Origin of the sequence: Providencia sp. 2023EL-00965 (genome assembly GCF_033550225.1) — a bacterium.
GTDB lineage: Bacteria > Pseudomonadota > Gammaproteobacteria > Enterobacterales > Enterobacteriaceae > Providencia > Providencia manganoxydans.
Map to the genome: position 1 here is coordinate 187,268 of NZ_JAWUEH010000002.1, position 17,779 is coordinate 205,046.

General features: G+C 39.7%; 17 protein-coding genes. 13 read left to right on the forward strand and 4 right to left on the reverse strand.

Annotated features, from left to right (window positions below):
- The first annotated feature begins 367 nt into the window (after positions 1-367).
- From SC428_RS03645 to SC428_RS03690, 10 genes are all read left to right on the forward strand, one after another.
- The gene (locus SC428_RS03645; RefSeq protein ID WP_070925504.1) at positions 368-718 is read left to right on the forward strand and encodes a phage holin family protein; all 351 of its coding nucleotides are present in this window, start codon (positions 368-370) and stop codon (positions 716-718) included.
- 623 nt (positions 719-1,341) lie between these two features.
- Positions 1,342-2,805 (forward strand): MFS transporter, encoded by a 1,464-nt coding sequence (locus tag SC428_RS03650; RefSeq protein ID WP_070925503.1) that lies wholly within the window; start codon positions 1,342-1,344, stop codon positions 2,803-2,805.
- Positions 2,802-4,328: an FGGY family carbohydrate kinase gene (locus SC428_RS03655; protein ID WP_318705850.1), complete on the forward strand. Its 1,527-nt coding sequence runs from the start codon at positions 2,802-2,804 to the stop codon at positions 4,326-4,328. The genes SC428_RS03650 and SC428_RS03655 overlap by 4 nt, the downstream gene beginning before the upstream one ends.
- Before the next feature lie 14 nt (positions 4,329-4,342).
- A complete protein-coding gene (locus tag SC428_RS03660; protein ID WP_070925501.1) occupies positions 4,343-6,022 on the forward strand; it encodes a glycerol-3-phosphate dehydrogenase/oxidase in 1,680 nt (559 codons plus the stop codon).
- The gene (locus SC428_RS03665) at positions 6,019-7,563 is read left to right on the forward strand and encodes an FAD-binding oxidoreductase (RefSeq protein WP_140186667.1); all 1,545 of its coding nucleotides are present in this window, start codon (positions 6,019-6,021) and stop codon (positions 7,561-7,563) included. Before SC428_RS03660 ends, SC428_RS03665 begins: the two co-directional genes overlap by 4 nt.
- An 11-nt stretch (positions 7,564-7,574) precedes the next feature.
- A complete protein-coding gene (locus SC428_RS03670) occupies positions 7,575-8,165 on the forward strand; it encodes a glycerol-3-phosphate responsive antiterminator (RefSeq protein ID WP_070925500.1) in 591 nt (196 codons plus the stop codon).
- Entirely contained in the window at positions 8,162-8,494 is a 333-nt protein-coding gene (locus SC428_RS03675; RefSeq protein ID WP_140181369.1) for a putative quinol monooxygenase, read from the forward strand. The genes SC428_RS03670 and SC428_RS03675 overlap by 4 nt, the downstream gene beginning before the upstream one ends.
- Positions 8,491-9,654, forward strand: a complete 1,164-nt coding sequence (locus SC428_RS03680) for an iron-containing alcohol dehydrogenase (protein WP_140186669.1) — start codon at positions 8,491-8,493, stop codon at positions 9,652-9,654. Before SC428_RS03675 ends, SC428_RS03680 begins: the two co-directional genes overlap by 4 nt.
- A 341-nt stretch (positions 9,655-9,995) precedes the next feature.
- The gene (locus tag SC428_RS03685; protein ID WP_070925498.1) at positions 9,996-10,448 is read left to right on the forward strand and encodes a GNAT family N-acetyltransferase; all 453 of its coding nucleotides are present in this window, start codon (positions 9,996-9,998) and stop codon (positions 10,446-10,448) included.
- 180 nt (positions 10,449-10,628) lie between these two features.
- Positions 10,629-11,444, forward strand: coding sequence for a DUF4239 domain-containing protein (locus SC428_RS03690; protein WP_070925497.1), 816 nt, complete (start codon positions 10,629-10,631; stop codon positions 11,442-11,444).
- A gap of 35 nt (positions 11,445-11,479) precedes the next feature.
- Here SC428_RS03690 and SC428_RS03695 read toward each other — a convergent pair whose 3' ends face one another.
- From SC428_RS03695 to SC428_RS03705, 3 genes are read right to left on the reverse strand one after another with little or no spacing between them, the layout of a single operon-like run.
- A complete protein-coding gene (locus tag SC428_RS03695; protein ID WP_070925496.1) occupies positions 11,480-12,736 on the reverse strand; it encodes a PTS ascorbate transporter subunit IIC in 1,257 nt (418 codons plus the stop codon).
- Positions 12,737-12,747: 11 nt separating this feature from the next.
- The gene (locus SC428_RS03700) at positions 12,748-13,035 is read right to left on the reverse strand and encodes a PTS sugar transporter subunit IIB (RefSeq protein ID WP_070925495.1); all 288 of its coding nucleotides are present in this window, start codon (positions 13,033-13,035) and stop codon (positions 12,748-12,750) included.
- 19 nt (positions 13,036-13,054) lie between these two features.
- Positions 13,055-13,498, reverse strand: a complete 444-nt coding sequence (locus SC428_RS03705) for a PTS sugar transporter subunit IIA (RefSeq protein WP_318705851.1) — start codon at positions 13,496-13,498, stop codon at positions 13,055-13,057.
- Positions 13,499-13,741: 243 nt separating this feature from the next.
- Between SC428_RS03705 and SC428_RS03710 the strand changes: the two genes are divergently transcribed.
- Together SC428_RS03710 and SC428_RS03715 are read left to right on the forward strand one after the other, a co-directional pair.
- Positions 13,742-14,776, forward strand: coding sequence for a LacI family DNA-binding transcriptional regulator (locus SC428_RS03710; protein WP_318705852.1), 1,035 nt, complete (start codon positions 13,742-13,744; stop codon positions 14,774-14,776).
- Between the two features lie 260 nt (positions 14,777-15,036).
- Positions 15,037-15,936, forward strand: coding sequence for an endonuclease/exonuclease/phosphatase family protein (locus SC428_RS03715; protein ID WP_070925492.1), 900 nt, complete (start codon positions 15,037-15,039; stop codon positions 15,934-15,936).
- 104 nt (positions 15,937-16,040) lie between these two features.
- Here the strand turns inward: SC428_RS03715 and SC428_RS03720 are convergent, their stop codons facing one another.
- Positions 16,041-16,331, reverse strand: coding sequence for a hypothetical protein (locus SC428_RS03720; RefSeq protein ID WP_070925491.1), 291 nt, complete (start codon positions 16,329-16,331; stop codon positions 16,041-16,043).
- A gap of 1,043 nt (positions 16,332-17,374) precedes the next feature.
- Between SC428_RS03720 and SC428_RS03725 the strand changes: the two genes are divergently transcribed.
- Positions 17,375-17,764, forward strand: a complete 390-nt coding sequence (locus tag SC428_RS03725) for a hypothetical protein (RefSeq protein ID WP_283125857.1) — start codon at positions 17,375-17,377, stop codon at positions 17,762-17,764.
- Positions 17,765-17,779 lie beyond the last annotated feature (15 nt).

Consider the following 17,779-nt stretch of genomic DNA (forward strand, 5'->3'; position numbering starts at 1 on the left):
AATATTAGTTATTCTCGTTTTTTGTAATATAGTTTAATATGTAAATATTATTAATGACTAAAGAAATAACGTATTTATGCTGATCTTTATTCATGCGAGTATTCATACTGTATGCTATTTTGTGTTAAATAATATGAAGTGGAATTTTCAACTAATGGTTGTAACTTTATCTTATTGTGTGTAAGGCTTACTTTATCATTGTTTTTATATGAAATTATATTTTAAGTTAATGATGGTAATTATTTAAATGAATATTAATTTGACTCGATAAGATTATGAGAATCTATATAACCTAATGATCTTATAAAATTATAAGGAGGCTTCATTTATTGACAATAAACTAGCACTCCATTTAGGAGATATCATTATGCATGAAAAAAATATTGACTTTTGGGAGCAGATTTTTCGCTGGGTTCAACTCAATTTTCCATTATTAAGTGGTGTTATGTTAGCAACGCTGATTGCATTTATTCGAGAGTGGCGAGATGGTAATAGTACATGGCAATCATTAGCGGAAGCAGTGATTTGTGGAGCAATTACTGTGAGTGCGATCCGAGCACTACAATGGTTATTAGTTTACATGAATTACTCTGAAGCGTGGTCATCTCTCGCTGAATTTTGTGGAGCAATGATAGGCTTTCTTGGTACTAAAAAGATTAGCTGGATTGTAGATTCGCTTTTAATTTCAATGAAAAAACGTTATGGAGAAAAAGAATAGCATTAAACATGAAGTATATTAAGAGATTGATAAAATTAAGTCGTACGATAAGCCATCAATAAGGCTTATCGGATATAGTGATGACGACTGGCATTAATATTAAGATTGTTATTTATTTTATTTCCCTTCCTTCAATGTAAACTTTAAATTTGATGATGATTTAATATGTTATCTATTAAGTTAGCGATACTAATAATTTGGGGTATTACGTTTATGATTAATTTAATTGGATATACTATCATACGTTTTATTATTGCATTAATATTTTAATACAATAATAAAATATGTTTCGTTTTGACTTCTATAACTTATCTTGAATTGATTATAAATTATTACTCATGGATTAACAGAATGTAACAATGCTCAACATGATGGAGTGAATATTGCAACATTATTTATTTTTAGGCAGAAGGATCATCTTATTCGTCTTGTGTTAACAACTGCGTCACATGTCACAATTACAATCAATTGTGTTAACAATGTTTTGACATTTATTGTTATATGCAAGTAGATTGAAGGCAGCAGATTTTAGATAAGAGACTATCTGTGATATGAAGATGGTCTCTTATTGTCTTTTTTCAGCAGATAGCGGCCATCTTACCAATATTACGAAGGGGGCTGCTATGACTGTTCGCAATCTATCAAAATCCGTAACTATTAGAGGTATCGATGACATTATTCAGTTCATCGATTCTCAGGCTCGTCTTACTGGCCGTGCTGGGCTGATTTGGTGGTTAATGCTTGGAGGATTATTCCTTGATGCATTTTCTAACTCAGCGTTAAGCGCAGGGCTTAATCCAATGACTCGTGATTTAAATTTATCGGCAACGCAGATTGCGTTATTGACGTCTTTTTCGTCATGGGTCGCTATTGTTTTTAACCCTGTAGGTGGTTGGATTGCTGACCGATGGGGAAGAGTAAAACCATTAATCATTGCTAAGATTGTCGCTATTATCGGCGCATTATTAGTGATGTTCTCAACTGATTTTCACACCATTATTGCAGGGCGCTTCTTTGTTGGAGTGTCTTATGGAATGGACTTTGCTGTTGCAATGGCAATGTTAGCGGAGTTTACGCCTGCGAAACTAAAAAGTCGCCTTAATACATGGCAAGGGGTTTGGTATGTTGCTGTGTGCCTGAATTTGATATTTGCCTTGTTATTCTTCTCAATGGATGTGGGTGATGCAATCTGGCGTTATTCTATTGGGGTGACTGCGGTTTGTGGTATTACAATTTTTATTCTGCAATTTGTTTACCTCGTTGAAAGTCCCATTTGGCTGGCGAGAAAATCGCGCTTTGCTGAAGCAACAAAGGCGATGTCAAAAGTCTATGGCGATTATTTTACATTAGCCCCTAAAGAAGAATTGAAACCCATTGTTGGTCAAGCAAAAGGGGGAGTACGGAATCTATTACTTATTTTTAAAGGCGTTTATTTACCAAGAACGATTTTGGCTGCAACGGTACAAATTTGTCAATCTATACAATATTTTGGGATTGGTTGGTATTTGCCAGTGATCAGTGCAGCGATGTTTGGTAAGAATTTTGTTTATGCAACCTTAGGTTCACTATTTTTCAATCTGTTTGGGATCCTTGGTGGGTTTATGTCCCCGCTGATTGGCCGTTGGCTTGGCTTGAGAATGGCATCAGCAACCGGTTTTGCAGTTGCATTTTTAGTATTACTTTCTTTAGGGCTATACAGTGATGTGATGCCAATTTGGTTGTCATTGACGGTTCCTGCCTTGTTCATTCTTTGTCATTCAGGTGGACCCGGTGCGAATGGTAAAAGCCTATCATCACTTTCATTCAGAAGTGAATTGCGCGCTGGTGCAAACGGCATCATTGGTGCTCTTGGTGCGATGGGGGCTGCGCTTGGTTTATTCATCTTCCCTGTTTTTCGTGAGTCTTATGGTTTACAAACCACCTTTCTGATTATGTCGGTGGTACCGTTGGTCGCCAGTATCATTTGCTTCCTAATTAAATGGGATCCTACTCGCACTCATATCGTGCCTGACAACGAGCCAAATGCTCCTCAATTCAAAGCTGAAAAAGAAACGATAATTGACAATCCGTTAAGGAGAACAGAATGAAACACGGTCAAAATGTCATTCTAGCGATTGATGAAGGTACATCAGGTACTCGTTCAGCAGTTGTCAGTGCAGATGGATTAGTGCGTTTTTTAGAATATCATCCTTTACGTGTTGAAAGTTTACAGCATGGTGTTACAGAGCAAAATGCAGATGACATATTAAAGGCAACATTAGAGGTTTGCCGTAAAACAATTGCTCAGGCACAACAAGATAATTTGCATATTGTTGCCTTAAGTATTGCAACTCAGCGTTCGACCTCAGTGCTATGGGACAGTAAAACAGGCAAATCATTAGTCCCCGCTATGGTTTGGCAAGATGCACGCTATGCCGATATTTTACATACTCTGGCTGATGAGTGGGACAGCCGCCTACTACAACATACAGGCCGTCCTGTAGGGATCCGCTCACCTTATTTATGGGCTGCAAAACATATTCAAGAAACCCCAGTCGTTGCAGAGGCTTTTAAGGCCAATCGACTCAAATTTGGCACCATAGATAGCTGGTTGCTTTGGAATTTATCACAAGAAGGTCACTGTATTACAACGCCCACAAACGCAACGTCAGCGGGCGCTTATAGCTTGCGTGAGCATCGTTACTACACTCCTTGGTTAGAGGCATTATCATTTCCTCTATCATTACTGCCCGAACTTAAAGATGACTTAGATGATCTAGGAACCACAAGGCAAGACCTACTTGGTATTTCGGTACCGATTTTGGCTTGCATGGGAGATCAATTTGCGGGTGCCGTTGGATTAGGTTGTATTCAACATGGGCAATCTATTTGTATGCATGGTACTGGCAGTTTTATCGACCAAATTGTTAGTGAGAGTGTTCCTTCATTCGATCATCAATTGGAAAGCACGCTTGCGATGGTAGCTCGTCGTCAGCAATCACAATCTCATTATTCAGTAGAAACCTTTGTTCCGACAACAGGTTCTGCGCTGAATTGGGTGTGTGAGAAATTACATTGGTTTGATTCACCTGAGCAAATAAGTGAACTGGCAATGCAAGCGCAAGATGCAGGTGGTGTTAGCTTTATACCTGCTTTAACTGGGCTACGAGTGCCGAGTTTACAACCTCAAGCACGTGCCTCTTTAAACGGCATATCAATTTCAACTACACGTCCACAGATCGCCTACGCCATTTTAGAAGGCATTGCGAATTCAGTCGCAGGTTGCTTACGTGCGAATCAATCTGCAACAGGGTTAACCGCACAACAATTGGTAGTCGGGGGTGGGATGTCAAACAGTGATGCTTTATTGCAAATTCAGGCAGATATCAGCGGTATACCTGTATTACGCATGTCTGAAACAGCGAGAGCGAGTCTAAGAGGAGCCGCATTTTTAGCGGGTTCTAATGGATTGCTTTGGGACTCTCTCGAAAGTGCCTGTGAAACATTAACGGTAGCGAAACGGTTTATTCCATCAATAAGCGAAGCCGAGCGTAATCAACGTCTTCTATTGTGGAATTCACGCCTTCAACTTGAGATTGATTATACCGCAATAAAAGCCATTGCTTGTTAGGAGTCTATTTACTCATGAATTTTTTTCCATCTCGTAAACCAAGTAAATCACACAGTGATTTGTTTACAACAGCGCCATTAAGACTCAATCGAGAAGAACAACTTGATCGGTTACAACATGAAAAATATGACATCTTGATTATCGGCGGTGGAGTGACTGGTGCTTATTCCGCATTAGATGCCAGTTTGAGGGGATATAAAGTTGCTTTAGTCGAAAAAGATGATTTTGCGTCGGGGACATCATCTAAATCCTCCAAAATGGTACATGGAGGGCTGCGTTATATCGAACAAGGGAATTTAAAACTGGTGTTTCATTCTTTACTAGAGCGACAACGTTTACGCCGTAATGCAAGGCACCTAGTACAACGTTTACCGTTTATGTTCCCAATCTTAGATAAAAACGGGGTATTTGATAAAAGATTAGCCAAAGCCTTCGAAAGCTTATTATGGACATACGATCTGGCAGGGGGATGGCGTGAAGGTATTTTACATCAAAAATTGACACCTGCTGAAGTGCTATCACATTGCCCAACACTGAATGAAGAACAGCTTTCCGGTGGATTTATGTATTTTGATGCACGTGTCGATGACGCCAGATTGACACTTGCATTAGCGAGAACCGCTGCACATCACGGAGTCACTGTTATTAATCATACCAAAGCGCAACAAATACTAAGAGACGCGAACGGGAAAGTTAATGGTGCGATAGTTCAGGCAAATAACCGTGAAATTCATGTTTCAGCGAAAGTGGTGATCATGGCAACAGGTGTATGGTTGCGTGATTGGAAAGGCGAGAAAAAAGGCACGGAAAGTGCTTTGCATGTGCGCCCAGCAAAAGGGGTTCATATTGCAATCCCATGGTTGAAAATACGCAATGATTGTACTGTGACTATCCCTGTTCCGGGGCGCAATCGTCGTGCAACGATTACACGCTGGGGAAATGTTTCTTACTTAGGCACGACAGATGAAGACTATGAAGGAAATCTAGATGATGTGCATTGTACACGTAAGGAATTAGATTTCTTAATTGAAGGTGCCAATACCGCGTTGAAAACCAATTTAACTGTTGATGATGTGGTTGGCAGTATCGCAGGGTGCCGCCCGTTAGTGGGGGGAAAAGGCGGAAAAACCATTGAGATGAAACGTAACCACCAAATTACAGTTGCAGAAGATGGCTTGATTACCGTTGTTGGTGGCAAGTTGACGACTTCACGCCATATGGCAGAACAAACCATTGATGCAGCTAGCAAACTATTGGGTAAGAAAAAACGCTGTACGACCAAATCCGCTTATCTACTAGGTGCGGCTGGTTATGATCCACAAGCGGTGATGGCATCTGGTGGAATGGCTGCACATCTAGGCGAACGCTATGGCACCGAGGCACATTTTGTTAGTGATATTTTGCAGCAGGATCCAACACTTGCAAAACCCATTGTTGAAGGACTGCCTTATAGCGAGGCAGAGGTACTTTATGCCATTCGTCATGAGCTAGCCAGTACGGTTGATGATGTTTTGGCAAGACGGATCCGTGCACGTTTGATGGCACGAGATGCCTCTGCGCAAGCAGCTCAACGAGTTGGTGAATTACTTCAACAAGAATTGAGTTTTACTGCCGAAGAGATTAAGACACAAGTAGACGACTATCAGGCAGCGATTAAACGTGAAAAATCGATACTTATAGGAGAAGCAATATGATCAGTAAAGATGCGATTAAGCGCGGCTATAACCGAGGTAACTATGTTGTTGGCGCTCACACGCCACCAAGTTGGGCAACGTCAGTGTCTTCAAGTAACGGTAATCAAGGATTACAAACAGCGCCAGTGCATGTGAATAAAGAAACCATTGAGCAACTCAAGCAGATCGCCGATCGAGTGATGACGTCAGAGCAAGACGTCATTAATTTCACTCGTGACTGGTGGGCGCGAACGATGATCAGCGAGACAGAAGGCCAGCCTGCAACTCCGATGGCGGTGATCGTCTGTGTCTCCACCGTTGAACAAGTTCAAGCGGTGATGCGTATTGCTCACGAAAAAAGCTTACCCGTCACAGTTTCCGCTGGGCGTAGTAATGTGACTGGCGCAGCGTTGCCTCTACGTGGTGGGATTGTGCTAGATGTCTGTGAACTGAATAAACTCGTGAGTTTTGATAAAACGAGTCAAATTGTTGATGTTGAAGCGGGCATGTTTGGTGATGTTTTTGAAGAGATCATTCAAAAAGAATACGGAATGACGATGGGGCATTGGCCTTCATCATTTGGTATTAGCACGGTAGGTGGTTGGGTGGCATGCCGAGGTGCAGGGCAACTTTCTACACGTTACGGTAAAATTGAAGATATGGTTTACGGTATGGATATCGTGCTCGCTGATGGTCAATTAATTACGGTAGGGGGCTATTCGCGTGCGGCGACAGGACCTGATTTACAGCAATTATTTATTGGTTCAGAAGGAACATTAGGCATCATTGTACGTATTCGTTTTAAGCTACACCGTTTGCCTGATTATGGTCGTGCGATCGCATGGGGATTTGACAGTTTTGCCGAGGGGCTAGAAGCATGTCGACAAATCATGCAACAGGGCACAACGCCAGCGGTTCTGCGTCTTTATGATAATCTCGAAAGCGGTGTGCAATTTGATCTACCTAATACCAACGTGCTGTTAATTGCCGATGAAGGTGCAAAAGAAGTGGTTGATGCCTTTTTGACCATCGCTGAGCGGGTATGCCAGCAAACAGGGCAGCCTCTCGATCATGCATTTATTTTTGAGCGTTGGTTAGATACGCGTTATTTAACAGGAAAAAGCGCAGAGGGTTTTAAACGAACACCGGGACTGGTTGCTGATACACTAGAAATGATTGGTTGTTGGCGTGATCTCAGTACTATTTATGATGAGGTTGTGGCGGCGATTAATGCAGTCCCAGGAACACTAGCAGGCTCTGCGCACCAATCTCATGCTTATGTTGATGGCGCTTGTTTATATTTCTCTTTGCGCGGCGATGTTGAGGTAACACAACGAGCTGCATGGTACCGCGCAGCATGGGATGCGGCAAACCAAGTGATCATTAAACACAAAGCAACACTCAGCCATCACCATGGGGTCGGGCTACTAAGATCGCCTTATATGGAGAGATCACTGTCATCGGCTTTTCCTATTATGCAAAGTTTGAAAGCGGCGCTTGACCCTAAACAAATACTCAACCCAGGTAAGCTCGGATTTAGTACTGAGCTTCCTAATGATTAGGTAGGTGAATTATGGTTCATAACTTTGGCGCGCTGTTAGCGCGCCATCCTGTCATTATGGCTATCTATGGTGTGGAGCAATTAAAAGTCGCCATCGAAAGCGAAGCAAAAGTGTGCATTATCGCCAATATCGATCTGTTAAAAATTCAACCTGTGATTAATTTACTCACGCAAGCAGATAAATTTGTCATTGTGAATATTGATAGTTGTAATGGCATTCAGCAAGATAAAAGTGGTATCGAATATATTGCTGAAAGCGGCGCTACTGGCATATTGTCAACTCGCTTACAAACGATTCAACGCGCGAATCGTCTTGAGTTACTGACGATGCAAAAAATCTTTGTGACTGACCGCTCCACGTGGTTACGCAGTTTAAATGCGATCGAACAAAGTGCTCCTGACTATGTCCAACTGATGCCAGCCCCTATGCTGCCTCTATTATCCCAAGCCGATAAAATGAAATTACCTCCTATTGTGGCTTCTGGATTTGTGAGCCATGCAAATGATGTCACATATGCATTAGCCAATGGCGCTATTGCAGTTTCAAGTAGTGATTGTCAACTGTGGGGAATGGCCCTATCACCAGAAGGAAAAATAAAATGAATAATGGTTATCTTCAAGTTATCGCTTATTACTATGCCAAACAAGGAATGGGGGAGCATGTTAATCAAGCCTTGATAGAACTGGCCTCAGCAACACGGACAGAGCCTGATAATTTATCGTATCAGTTCTTTCGTTCCACAGAAAATAGCGATCACTTTGTTATTCTAGAACAATATCAAACGGCAAATGGTTTGGAAGCACACCGTCAAACGGAACATTTCCAGCGTATTGGGGTGAGCATCATCACGCCACTTCTGGATAGCAAACAGGTGGAAAGTATTTTTGTGACACAAGGAAATAATTCGCTCAATCAAGGAGTACGTCAATGATAAACTTAGACAAATTTGAATTTGCCTGTGTACCAAAGCTTATTTTTGAATGGGGGGGCGCACAGCGATTAGCGCAAATTATAGAAACCTTCGGCTCTCCAAGACAAGTGATGATTATTTCAGATCAGGGGCTTGTGCAAGCGGGGATTGTCTCTGATGTCATGCTTAATTTAGAGCGTGCGGGATATAGCGTTTCGCTATATTCGGCTGTTCAGCCTGATCCGTTAGAGCAGCAAGTGATTGATGCCGCTGAAATGGCCACGAATGTTGGCGCAGAAATAATCATTGGATTAGGCGGGGGATCAAGTCTTGATGTTGCAAAGCTGGTAGCAATTATGGCGCAATCACAACAACCGCTTTCACAAATGTATGGCATCAATAAGGTTAAGGGACAACGATTACCATTGATCCAAATCCCCACGACTGCGGGGACAGGATCAGAAGTCACTAATATAGCAATCCTCACTACCTCTGATGATAATAAAATGGGCATAGTCGATGCAAAATTATTCTGTGATGTGGTGGTGTTGGATGCGCAATTAACCCTTAAGTTACCCGCAATACATACGGCTGCATCAGGGATTGATGCTATGGTGCATGCAATTGAAGCGTATACCAGTAAACATAAGAAAAACCTATTTTCTGATTTACTTGCCAAAGAAGCGCTGGTGTTACTTAGCCAAAATTTAGTGGCTGCTTGTAATGATGGTAATAACCGAGCGGCCAGAGAAGCGAACTTATTAGGTGCGACACTTGCCGGTATCGCTTTTGCTAATTCACCTGTTGCGGCGGTTCATGCGTTAGCCTATCCACTCGGCGCGCAGCATCATATTTCTCATGGATTATCAAATGCATTAATGTTGCTGCCAGTGCTTCATTTTAATTTACCTAGTGCGCAGACGTTATATGCAGAATTGGCGATGTATGTGGGTGCTTCAGTAAAACACAATGTGCAGCAAGATAGTGACGCCTTTATCAACAAAATGGCGCAAATTATTGCTGAATGCCAAGTGCCTCAACGCTTACGTGAAGTCGGGATCTTACACAGCGATTTATCATCATTGGCTCAGGCGGCAATGGCTCAAACTCGCTTATTAGTGAATAATCCTCGGGAGTTGACAGAGCAAAATGCATTGGAATTATACCAACAGGCATGGTGACTAGGTTCATTGATAGTCGGCAGCGTGTTTTCTCTGCGCCTCGGGATTGGAGAGTGCATCGTTAATTGTGACTTAAATGATGTATACCCGTCATACTTCAAGATGCAGGATTGTTGACTGCGCTACGCTCGCCGAGTCACATAGTTTATCTATGCTCCCCGTCTATCTTTGCTTGTCGCCTACCTGCATCTCGAATTATTTAGAGTATCGCGCATAAAACGCAATGGTGACAATTGTGCTTCTTCTTGGTGTAGCACTTGTTTTTTATCGGCTATTTGCGTTATACCTAATCTCTCATCCCTTGTTTAAGTGGCGCTCGGGCCTTAGATTAAAATATCAATATGATACACATAAAAGAAATAGATAAAGATAACCTGTTTGATGTCTGTGAATTAACATCAAACGCTAATGGCATAGCGACCGTACTTGAAGATTATATCTGCTGTAATGCTATATCAATTGCAGAATCCCATTATTATCCTGAGTTCAAGCCTAAAGCATTATATTGTGAGCAAGCGTTGATTGGTTTCTTTATGTACCGAGAGCGAGATTTGCTGCCGAATGAAGCCCAAATTTGTCGTTATATGTTAGATCACAAGTTTATTGGGCAAGGTCTCGGAAAAAAAACATTTTCAGCAATAATTGATTACTTTAAAGCCAAAGGACTCCATCGTGTCACATTAGGAGTTGATAATGAGAACAATATTGCTAAAAACCTCTATATATCACATGGTTTTACTTATACAGGTGAAATTGTCGATGGGGAATATATTTATAGTCTAAAATTGATTTAAAAACAAGTGGTTAGATGACTCTTTTTTTTGAGATAAAAGAATGGCTAATATATAAATCTTATCATTTATGGATAAGATTTTAGCGTTAAAGTCTGAAGTTATTTTCAGTCAATAAAAAGCTAGAAAGCCTGATTCTGGATATGGTATATCATCGGAAAATTATCTATCTGGACAGAGTCTATGTTTAATCTTTCTGAATTAATTAATGATACGCCGATTGACTCTATTTTATTATTTGTAATCACATTTGTGTTATTAGTTATTTCTGCGTATATCGGTAAATTTATATTTAAGCGCCGAAATGCGCACGAAGAAATTGCTGACGATGAAGCTAAAATTATACTAGGTGCCATTTTATCATTATTGGGCTTATTAATTGGTTTTGTACTCTCCATCTCAATTAATGGCTACAATAATCGGCAGCAAACCGAGGAAAATGAAGCGATTGCGATTGGCAATGCTTATCAACGCGTGCAAATATTGAACAGCAGTGATAGGGCTGATGCGATGAATTTATTGGAACAGTACCTAGAGGCACGCATTGAATTTTTCAAATCGGGAGTGAGTGATGAAAATAACCAGTGGCGACGCCTTTCTTTAGAAAAACAAGCCGCATTATGGGAGATCGCAGTTAAAGAAGCGACTAAAACACCGAACCCTGTGATTGCATCAGTACTGACGGCAATTAGTGATCTTTATCTTTCGCAGCAGAAAACGATGGCAAGCTGGCGACATCAAATACCTAATGCGGCATGGTTTTTATTAATTTTCTTTGCGATTTGCTCGAATATTTTAATTGGTTACAACATTCGTGGCACTAAAGGGAAGAACTGGTTGATCTTGATCTTACCTTCACTAACTACTTTGGCTTTATTTATGATTGCAGAAATTGATATTCCTGGTGAAGGGGTTATTCATGTCACACCGGACGATTTGATTTCATTGCAAGAATTCTTATTTAAAGAGGGTACATTGGTTGGACAATTAGGCAATTAAATGACCCCCGCAGGTGCATGCCTGCGGGGATATTTTTATCGAACGATAATGCCAAGTAAAATACCAATAACACCGAAGTCTGCATCGCTGAATGTTGTATTAGCGATACCAATATCACCAAGAACAGGGAGTAGGAACACAGGCAAGAAGGTAATTAATAGGCCTTGCGCGAACGCACCTAAAATTGCTCCACGACGACCGCCCGTCGCATTACCAAACACCCCAGCAGCAGCCCCCACGAAAAAGTGAGGTACAACACCCGGTATAATCACAGTCATATTTAACGCATACAGGATAAACATACCGATCACACCAGCGGCAAAGCTACTTAAGAAACCAACTAATACAGCGTTAGGCGCATAAGGGAACACGACTGGGCAATCTAGCGCAGGTTTGGCATTAGGAACTAATTTATCGGAGATCCCTTTGAAAGCGGGAACAATTTCTGCAATGACCATACGAACACCTTGCAGAATGATATAAACACCCGCAGCGAAAGTGATAGATTGCATCAATGAGAACATAAACCAGTTTTTACCACCACTCACTTCACGAACGTAATCACTGCCAGCAAATAAACAAGTGATGATAAAAATAATGAACATAGTGAATGAAATAGCAACTGGGGTATCACGTAGGAAAAGTAAACTTTTCGGTACGTTCATGTCTTCAGTTGAATGTGCTTTATTACCAAATTTGCTCCCGATAAAACCAGCAAGCACATAAGAGATCGTTGAAAAGTGTCCAATAGCGACGTCATCTGAACCCGTCACTTTCTTCATGTATGGGTGGGCGATGGCAGGGAAGAACACCATACAAAAACCAACAATGAGTGAGCCAACAACCACCAGTAGCGTACCTTCCATACCGGCTGTTGCAAGGATCACTGCCACCATCATTGACATGAATAAAGTGTGGTGACCCGTTAGGAAAATGAATTTCCATGGGGTTAAGCGGGCAATCAAGATATTAATAAGCATGGCGAAGAACATGATCATTGCCATTTCTCGGCCAAAGCTTTTTTGTGCAATAGAAACAATGGCTTCATTGTTTGGTACAACACCATTAATACCGAAAGCATGTTGGAAAATTGCTGAGAAATCACCTAATGAGCTGACAACGAGGCCTGCACCTGCACCTAAAATGACAAAACCCATAATGGTTTTGATGGTGCCTTTAATACATTCAGTAACGGGTTTCTTTTGAGCAATTAAGCCAATTAAAGCAATCAGACCGACTAGGATCGCCGGTTCAGAAAGGACATCCTGCATCAGAAAACGAAAAAATGACATATAGCCTCCGCTTACAGTGCGCCTAACTTACGCAGTGCAACACTCAAATGTTCTTTCATAGCGACTTTGTCGATCATATTTTCTAGAGCAACGATTTCACCATCGACTTGCTGTGCAACTAATTGTTCAGCAATATCTTTTGTACCAACAAAAATATCACTAACAGTTCCTTTGGCAGAACCAAGATCCACGTGATCTACATCAGCACTGACTTGCAAATCTTTTAAAATCGTTTTGATACTCATTTCCATCATCAGACTAGTGCCTAAACCATTTCCACATACGACGGTAATTTTCATATTCTTTTCCTTCTAAAAATTAATAGTTAGCGATGATTCTAATGATGTCATCAATGTTTTCTGATTGGATGATTTGGTCAATATGATCTTGGTTATCAAACAGTTCAGCGAGTTTAGCAATAGCGCCAATATGGCTATTACTGTCTGTCGCAGCGAGTACGATTAACAACTTAATTGGATCGTTGCCTTCCGAGCCAAACTTAACGCCCTGTTTAATCACCGTTAGACCTAATGATAATTGGTTTACACCATCTTCGGGGCGAGCATGGGGCATTGCAATACCTGGGCCTAATACATAATACGGGCCAATTTTTTCATGAGAGCGAATGATGGCATCGACATAAGACGGCTCAATCGCGTTATTTTTGATGAGTGGTTCACAGGCGATATGTATCGCATCACGCCAGTCAGTGGCGCTATCGACGACCTGAATGACGTTAGGGGTCAATAATGTCGTTAGCATTGAATTTGCTCCTGGTAATGTAAAACTATTTTTAGCTTTTTTTCTAACTATCAAACTAAGAGCATAGTAGTGATCTATGGTAGCGCTATCTAGTTGAATTGTTCATTTTCGTGATAGCGCTATCATTTCATATAAATAAAGTGAATATATTGCAAACAACATTAAAGACCGCTCATTAACAAATCTAACCTGTGGTAAGTTATAGCGTGACAAATTGGGTAATAGAGTAAAAAAGCATCTTTTATGGAAAAAACACGCAAAAGAAAGAATACTGGGCGAGTGACGCTACAGGATGTTGCTAAATATGCAGGCGTTGGTTCAATGACTGTCTCAAGGGCGCTGCGCACTCCAGACTTAGTATCAGATAAACTGCGAGAAAAAATCAATGAAGCAGTCGCAGAGCTTGGGTATATACCAAACTCTGCGGCGGGTATACTCGCCTCCGGTCAAAGCCGAACGATCGCAGTACTTGTGCCATCATTACGAGACTATGCGAGTTCGGCATTTTTGCAATCACTACAGGATATACTTAACAAAAACAGCTATCAAGTGGTTATTGGCAGCCATGATTATCAACAGAAAAAAGAATCTGAAGTTTTCTTTACTTTATTGCAAAGTAGTCCAGCAGCGGTGGTTATTTTTGGCGCGATTAATTCTGAAAGCGTATTTAGCTATCTTAAAAATATTGATATTCCCGTTATTAGTGTTGCAGGGGAAGCAACACACTCACTTTCGCTCAACATCCGAAGCAATATTGGTGAGGCCGTATATTTTCTAACTAACCATATGCTACAAAAAGGTTATCGAAAAATTGGTTATATTGGCGCACAAATGGACAGTAAGGTACAAAGTCAACAGCTAAGTGGCTGGACAAAGGCAATGTTAAGCCATAATCACAGTGCAGAACAAAGCATAACCACCCCTTATGTGGCCACTATGGATTTTGGACGGCAAGCAATTAGCGAAATGTTAACTCGTCAACCAGAACTCGATGCAGTGATATGCAGTCATGAAATGATTGCATTAGGGGTACTTTTTGAATGCCAAAGACGGTTGATTAAAGTTCCATCAATGTTAGCTGTAGCCTGTGTTGAAGGGTCATCAAATTGCGATTATATCCATCCATCGCTCACATCCGTTAGGATCGATTACAGTAAAATGGCAAAGGAAGCAGCCAAGAAATTACAAAAATGGCTTTCTGATCCCGATAGCGATTTTTCAAACCAGCAAGAAGAAATTATTTTCCCCTACAAATTCGAAGCCAGACAAAGTGCATGAAATGCAAATGCCGAGAAGGGCATATTTTCTGCCTTTTTAATCCCTTATTTATACGCTAACACATTCAAAAATGTGTTAGCGGTCACTGTTTAATTATCGATTAGATAGTTATTTTAACCCTCGAAATAAGATTGTCGATGATGTCACGGAATCATTAATTGATTGTGGTAATTTGATTAGGCAGTTAATTATTTTTTATTTTGCAAAGTCAATATGTTGCCTCACAAGGCATGATTTGTAGATAAATTACAGGGGAATTTATGAACACAACACAACTAAAAATAGCGTTATCTGCTGCGCTACTCGCGTCATGCTCAGTGGCAGCAAGCACAACAGGCTCTGAAATACTCGCGGTACAAAACGGCGGGACACCTGATAAAGTGTACCAAACAAATAAACCTACGATTAAAGTTGCGACTTATAATATAGGTAAAAACGAATTATCCGAGAATGTTGCTGATTTTAATCAGCTTAATCAGGCGATTGCTAAAATCGATGCGGATGTCATTGTGGTGACTGAAGTTGATAATAAAACGGCACGCAGTAAAAAAGTTGATCAACTCGAAACGTTGGCGAAAGCGAATAAAATGTATCATGCATTTGGTAAAGCTTTAGACTTCGATGGTGGAGAGTATGGAGTTGGGATCTTATCAAAATATCCAATTGAAAAATCGAAAGTTATTCCACTACCGTCGGGAGATGCCGAACAGCGAGTTGTTTTATTATCACAAATCAGTAAACCGGGTTTTGATTCACCAATTATTATTATGGGAACTCATTTAGATTGGCAAAAGGATCCCACAATTCGTATTGGTCAAGTGCGACATATACTTGATGCAGCTATTGGCGATACTGATACGGGATTCGATAATATTGCAGCGTCAATCAAAATATTAGCGGGAGATTTTAACTCAACAGCAGAAGAGCAGCCGATTAAAGAGCTTCGCTATTTTTGGGTACCAGTAGAAAAATCAGGCGTGAACTATCGAAGCTGGCCCGCGGTAAATCCTGCGATTGATATTGACCATATTTTCACCTTTAAAGGTCAAGTTTGGGATGTGAAAGATATGGTGATCCCGAAAGACAGCAAAGAGTTTCAATGGTCACAAGCTAGCGACCATCTGCCTATTATTGCGGAATTAGAGTTGCAGGAACAATAACCCGATAAATATAAAATAACTTGGGATGGAAAAATGATGTTTCTATTCCAAGTCATTGATAATGTAAGCCCCTTAACCATCTAGATAAGGGGCTTAATCATTTATTAGTCTTGGTTGAGAATTTTTTTTCTTTCAATAAAGCGTGTTTCTGCTTGTTCTAAATAACTTTTGATTAATTGATAAATTTGCTCGCGTTGAGCGTACAACTCATGGTTATTTTTCAATATCGGGTCGATTTGCACTTTATAGTTGCTTAAAAAAGAATCAATGCTTAAATGTTGAAGAGCGATTTGCGCATAATAAAACTGATAAATATATGATCCTTGCGTGTGTGAAAGTGCAATGTCTTCTTTGAAGTTATTAGTTGCAAGTAGTAGTAGCTGAATATTTGTCATGATACACCTTATCGTCGGGACATGTAGATGCTACCTGACTAAAATAAAATCCATTGTCAAAATTGGTCGTATAATTTTAGTTTTTAGGCTCTAACCCCATTTATAGGAATATTCTGTATTTAGAGCGGGGGATAAGGTGGCTATAGGATAAAATACGTATTGGTGATGTGATTGTTTAATTATTTTTTATAGTGGATAAATTAACTTTATTTATCTATTTTGTTTTTAACAGGGTTTTTCTACTCTTAATTTGCGTTAAATTCCATTTTAAGATAAATGAATTGATAAGAATAGCTTAAGATATAATCGTTCGAATGATTATATCTGATTGTAGTCTATTGTATTAAGAACATTGTGAACATCAAGTATGAGATAGCTGAAGGGAAACATCAAATTTACAGTATAAATATGCTGCTAGAATATCCTTGAGATATCAATAGCCCGCCTATGTTGGCTTCCTGCCAACTGAGTAGTTAAATTATAAAACATGTACAAAAACAAAATTTATGAGTTTGATTGCTCAGAATAATAGATTAATGAATATATGGTTAGATTATTTTTATTGCTTTTTTACTCACAAAAGGGATTTTATATATATTGAAATATATATTATCCATTTGTATAACTTATTCATGTTTATACATGGATGAAAATGAAATATGATTGACACTTAAGTTAAATGATACGTTTAGTCATTTTAGATTGATTATTTTTATAGTAAAAAGGATACAACCTGTAACAGTTCAATCTACTGCTGATACTTATTTTAAAAGAACATTGCTGATAAAATTACTCCATAATTGAGTTTTATTAAGAGAAGTTATAATAGTTGTATGTTTTTAACTATCTTTAGCCATAATTCTGTAGGTGTTGTAATTATTTTTAGTGATAGAAATATAAGAACAATTTAAGTTGTGATCGCGATAACTGACATATATCAGAAGTGAGAGGATGAGATTATTTTAATCCAAAAGGTATCGTATATTTTTTCTGTAAAAATTGATTATGAATAAAATGATTAATTATTTTGAAGAGTACAAGATATGAATATCGTTAAGCTGCTTACGATGGCATTACTTATTGGGTGCTCATTTTTATTAGGCGTAACTATCTATTATAAGCCACAACCAGATGTGATCAAACTGGCTGAATACAATGTTGAAGATTATTTATCTTACCCTGAGTCGGCATCATTTAAGCATGTAAAATATAATCTTATCAGAGTAACCGCAGATAAAGGCGAAGTCGGTTATGTTTGTGGTAAGGTGTTAAGAATAAAAAATGCAAAAATAGAAGGCTATAAAAGATTTATAGTAAAAGCATATCATAGTAAAGATGGACGAGCTGTTCTGTCATTTCCTTTGGTTGAAGGCGATGATGATTTATTACCACTTTCGGTTATAGAAAATCTCTGGGTAAAGTATTGCGCTTAATAATAGCTTGGTATG

Bases quoted from the DNA above. Each gene is read 5' to 3' on its own strand.
- SC428_RS03670 (WP_070925500.1), top strand. From the start codon at position 7,575: ATGGTTCATAACTTTGGCGCGCTGTTAGCGCGCCATCCTGTCATTATG.
- SC428_RS03645 (WP_070925504.1), top strand. From the start codon at position 368: ATGCATGAAAAAAATATTGACTTTTGGGAGCAGATTTTTCGCTGGGTT.
- SC428_RS03675 (WP_140181369.1), top strand. From the start codon at position 8,162: ATGAATAATGGTTATCTTCAAGTTATCGCTTATTACTATGCCAAACAA.
- SC428_RS03725 (WP_283125857.1), top strand. From the start codon at position 17,375: ATGAATATCGTTAAGCTGCTTACGATGGCATTACTTATTGGGTGCTCA.
- SC428_RS03705 (WP_318705851.1), bottom strand. From the start codon at position 13,498: ATGCTAACGACATTATTGACCCCTAACGTCATTCAGGTCGTCGATAGC.
- SC428_RS03700 (WP_070925495.1), bottom strand. From the start codon at position 13,035: ATGAAAATTACCGTCGTATGTGGAAATGGTTTAGGCACTAGTCTGATG.
- SC428_RS03665 (WP_140186667.1), top strand. From the start codon at position 6,019: ATGATCAGTAAAGATGCGATTAAGCGCGGCTATAACCGAGGTAACTAT.
- SC428_RS03695 (WP_070925496.1), bottom strand. From the start codon at position 12,736: ATGTCATTTTTTCGTTTTCTGATGCAGGATGTCCTTTCTGAACCGGCG.
- SC428_RS03710 (WP_318705852.1), top strand. From the start codon at position 13,742: ATGGAAAAAACACGCAAAAGAAAGAATACTGGGCGAGTGACGCTACAG.
- SC428_RS03690 (WP_070925497.1), top strand. From the start codon at position 10,629: ATGTTTAATCTTTCTGAATTAATTAATGATACGCCGATTGACTCTATT.
- SC428_RS03685 (WP_070925498.1), top strand. From the start codon at position 9,996: ATGATACACATAAAAGAAATAGATAAAGATAACCTGTTTGATGTCTGT.
- SC428_RS03720 (WP_070925491.1), bottom strand. From the start codon at position 16,331: ATGACAAATATTCAGCTACTACTACTTGCAACTAATAACTTCAAAGAA.
- SC428_RS03680 (WP_140186669.1), top strand. From the start codon at position 8,491: ATGATAAACTTAGACAAATTTGAATTTGCCTGTGTACCAAAGCTTATT.
- SC428_RS03655 (WP_318705850.1), top strand. From the start codon at position 2,802: ATGAAACACGGTCAAAATGTCATTCTAGCGATTGATGAAGGTACATCA.
- SC428_RS03650 (WP_070925503.1), top strand. From the start codon at position 1,342: ATGACTGTTCGCAATCTATCAAAATCCGTAACTATTAGAGGTATCGAT.
- SC428_RS03715 (WP_070925492.1), top strand. From the start codon at position 15,037: ATGAACACAACACAACTAAAAATAGCGTTATCTGCTGCGCTACTCGCG.
- SC428_RS03660 (WP_070925501.1), top strand. From the start codon at position 4,343: ATGAATTTTTTTCCATCTCGTAAACCAAGTAAATCACACAGTGATTTG.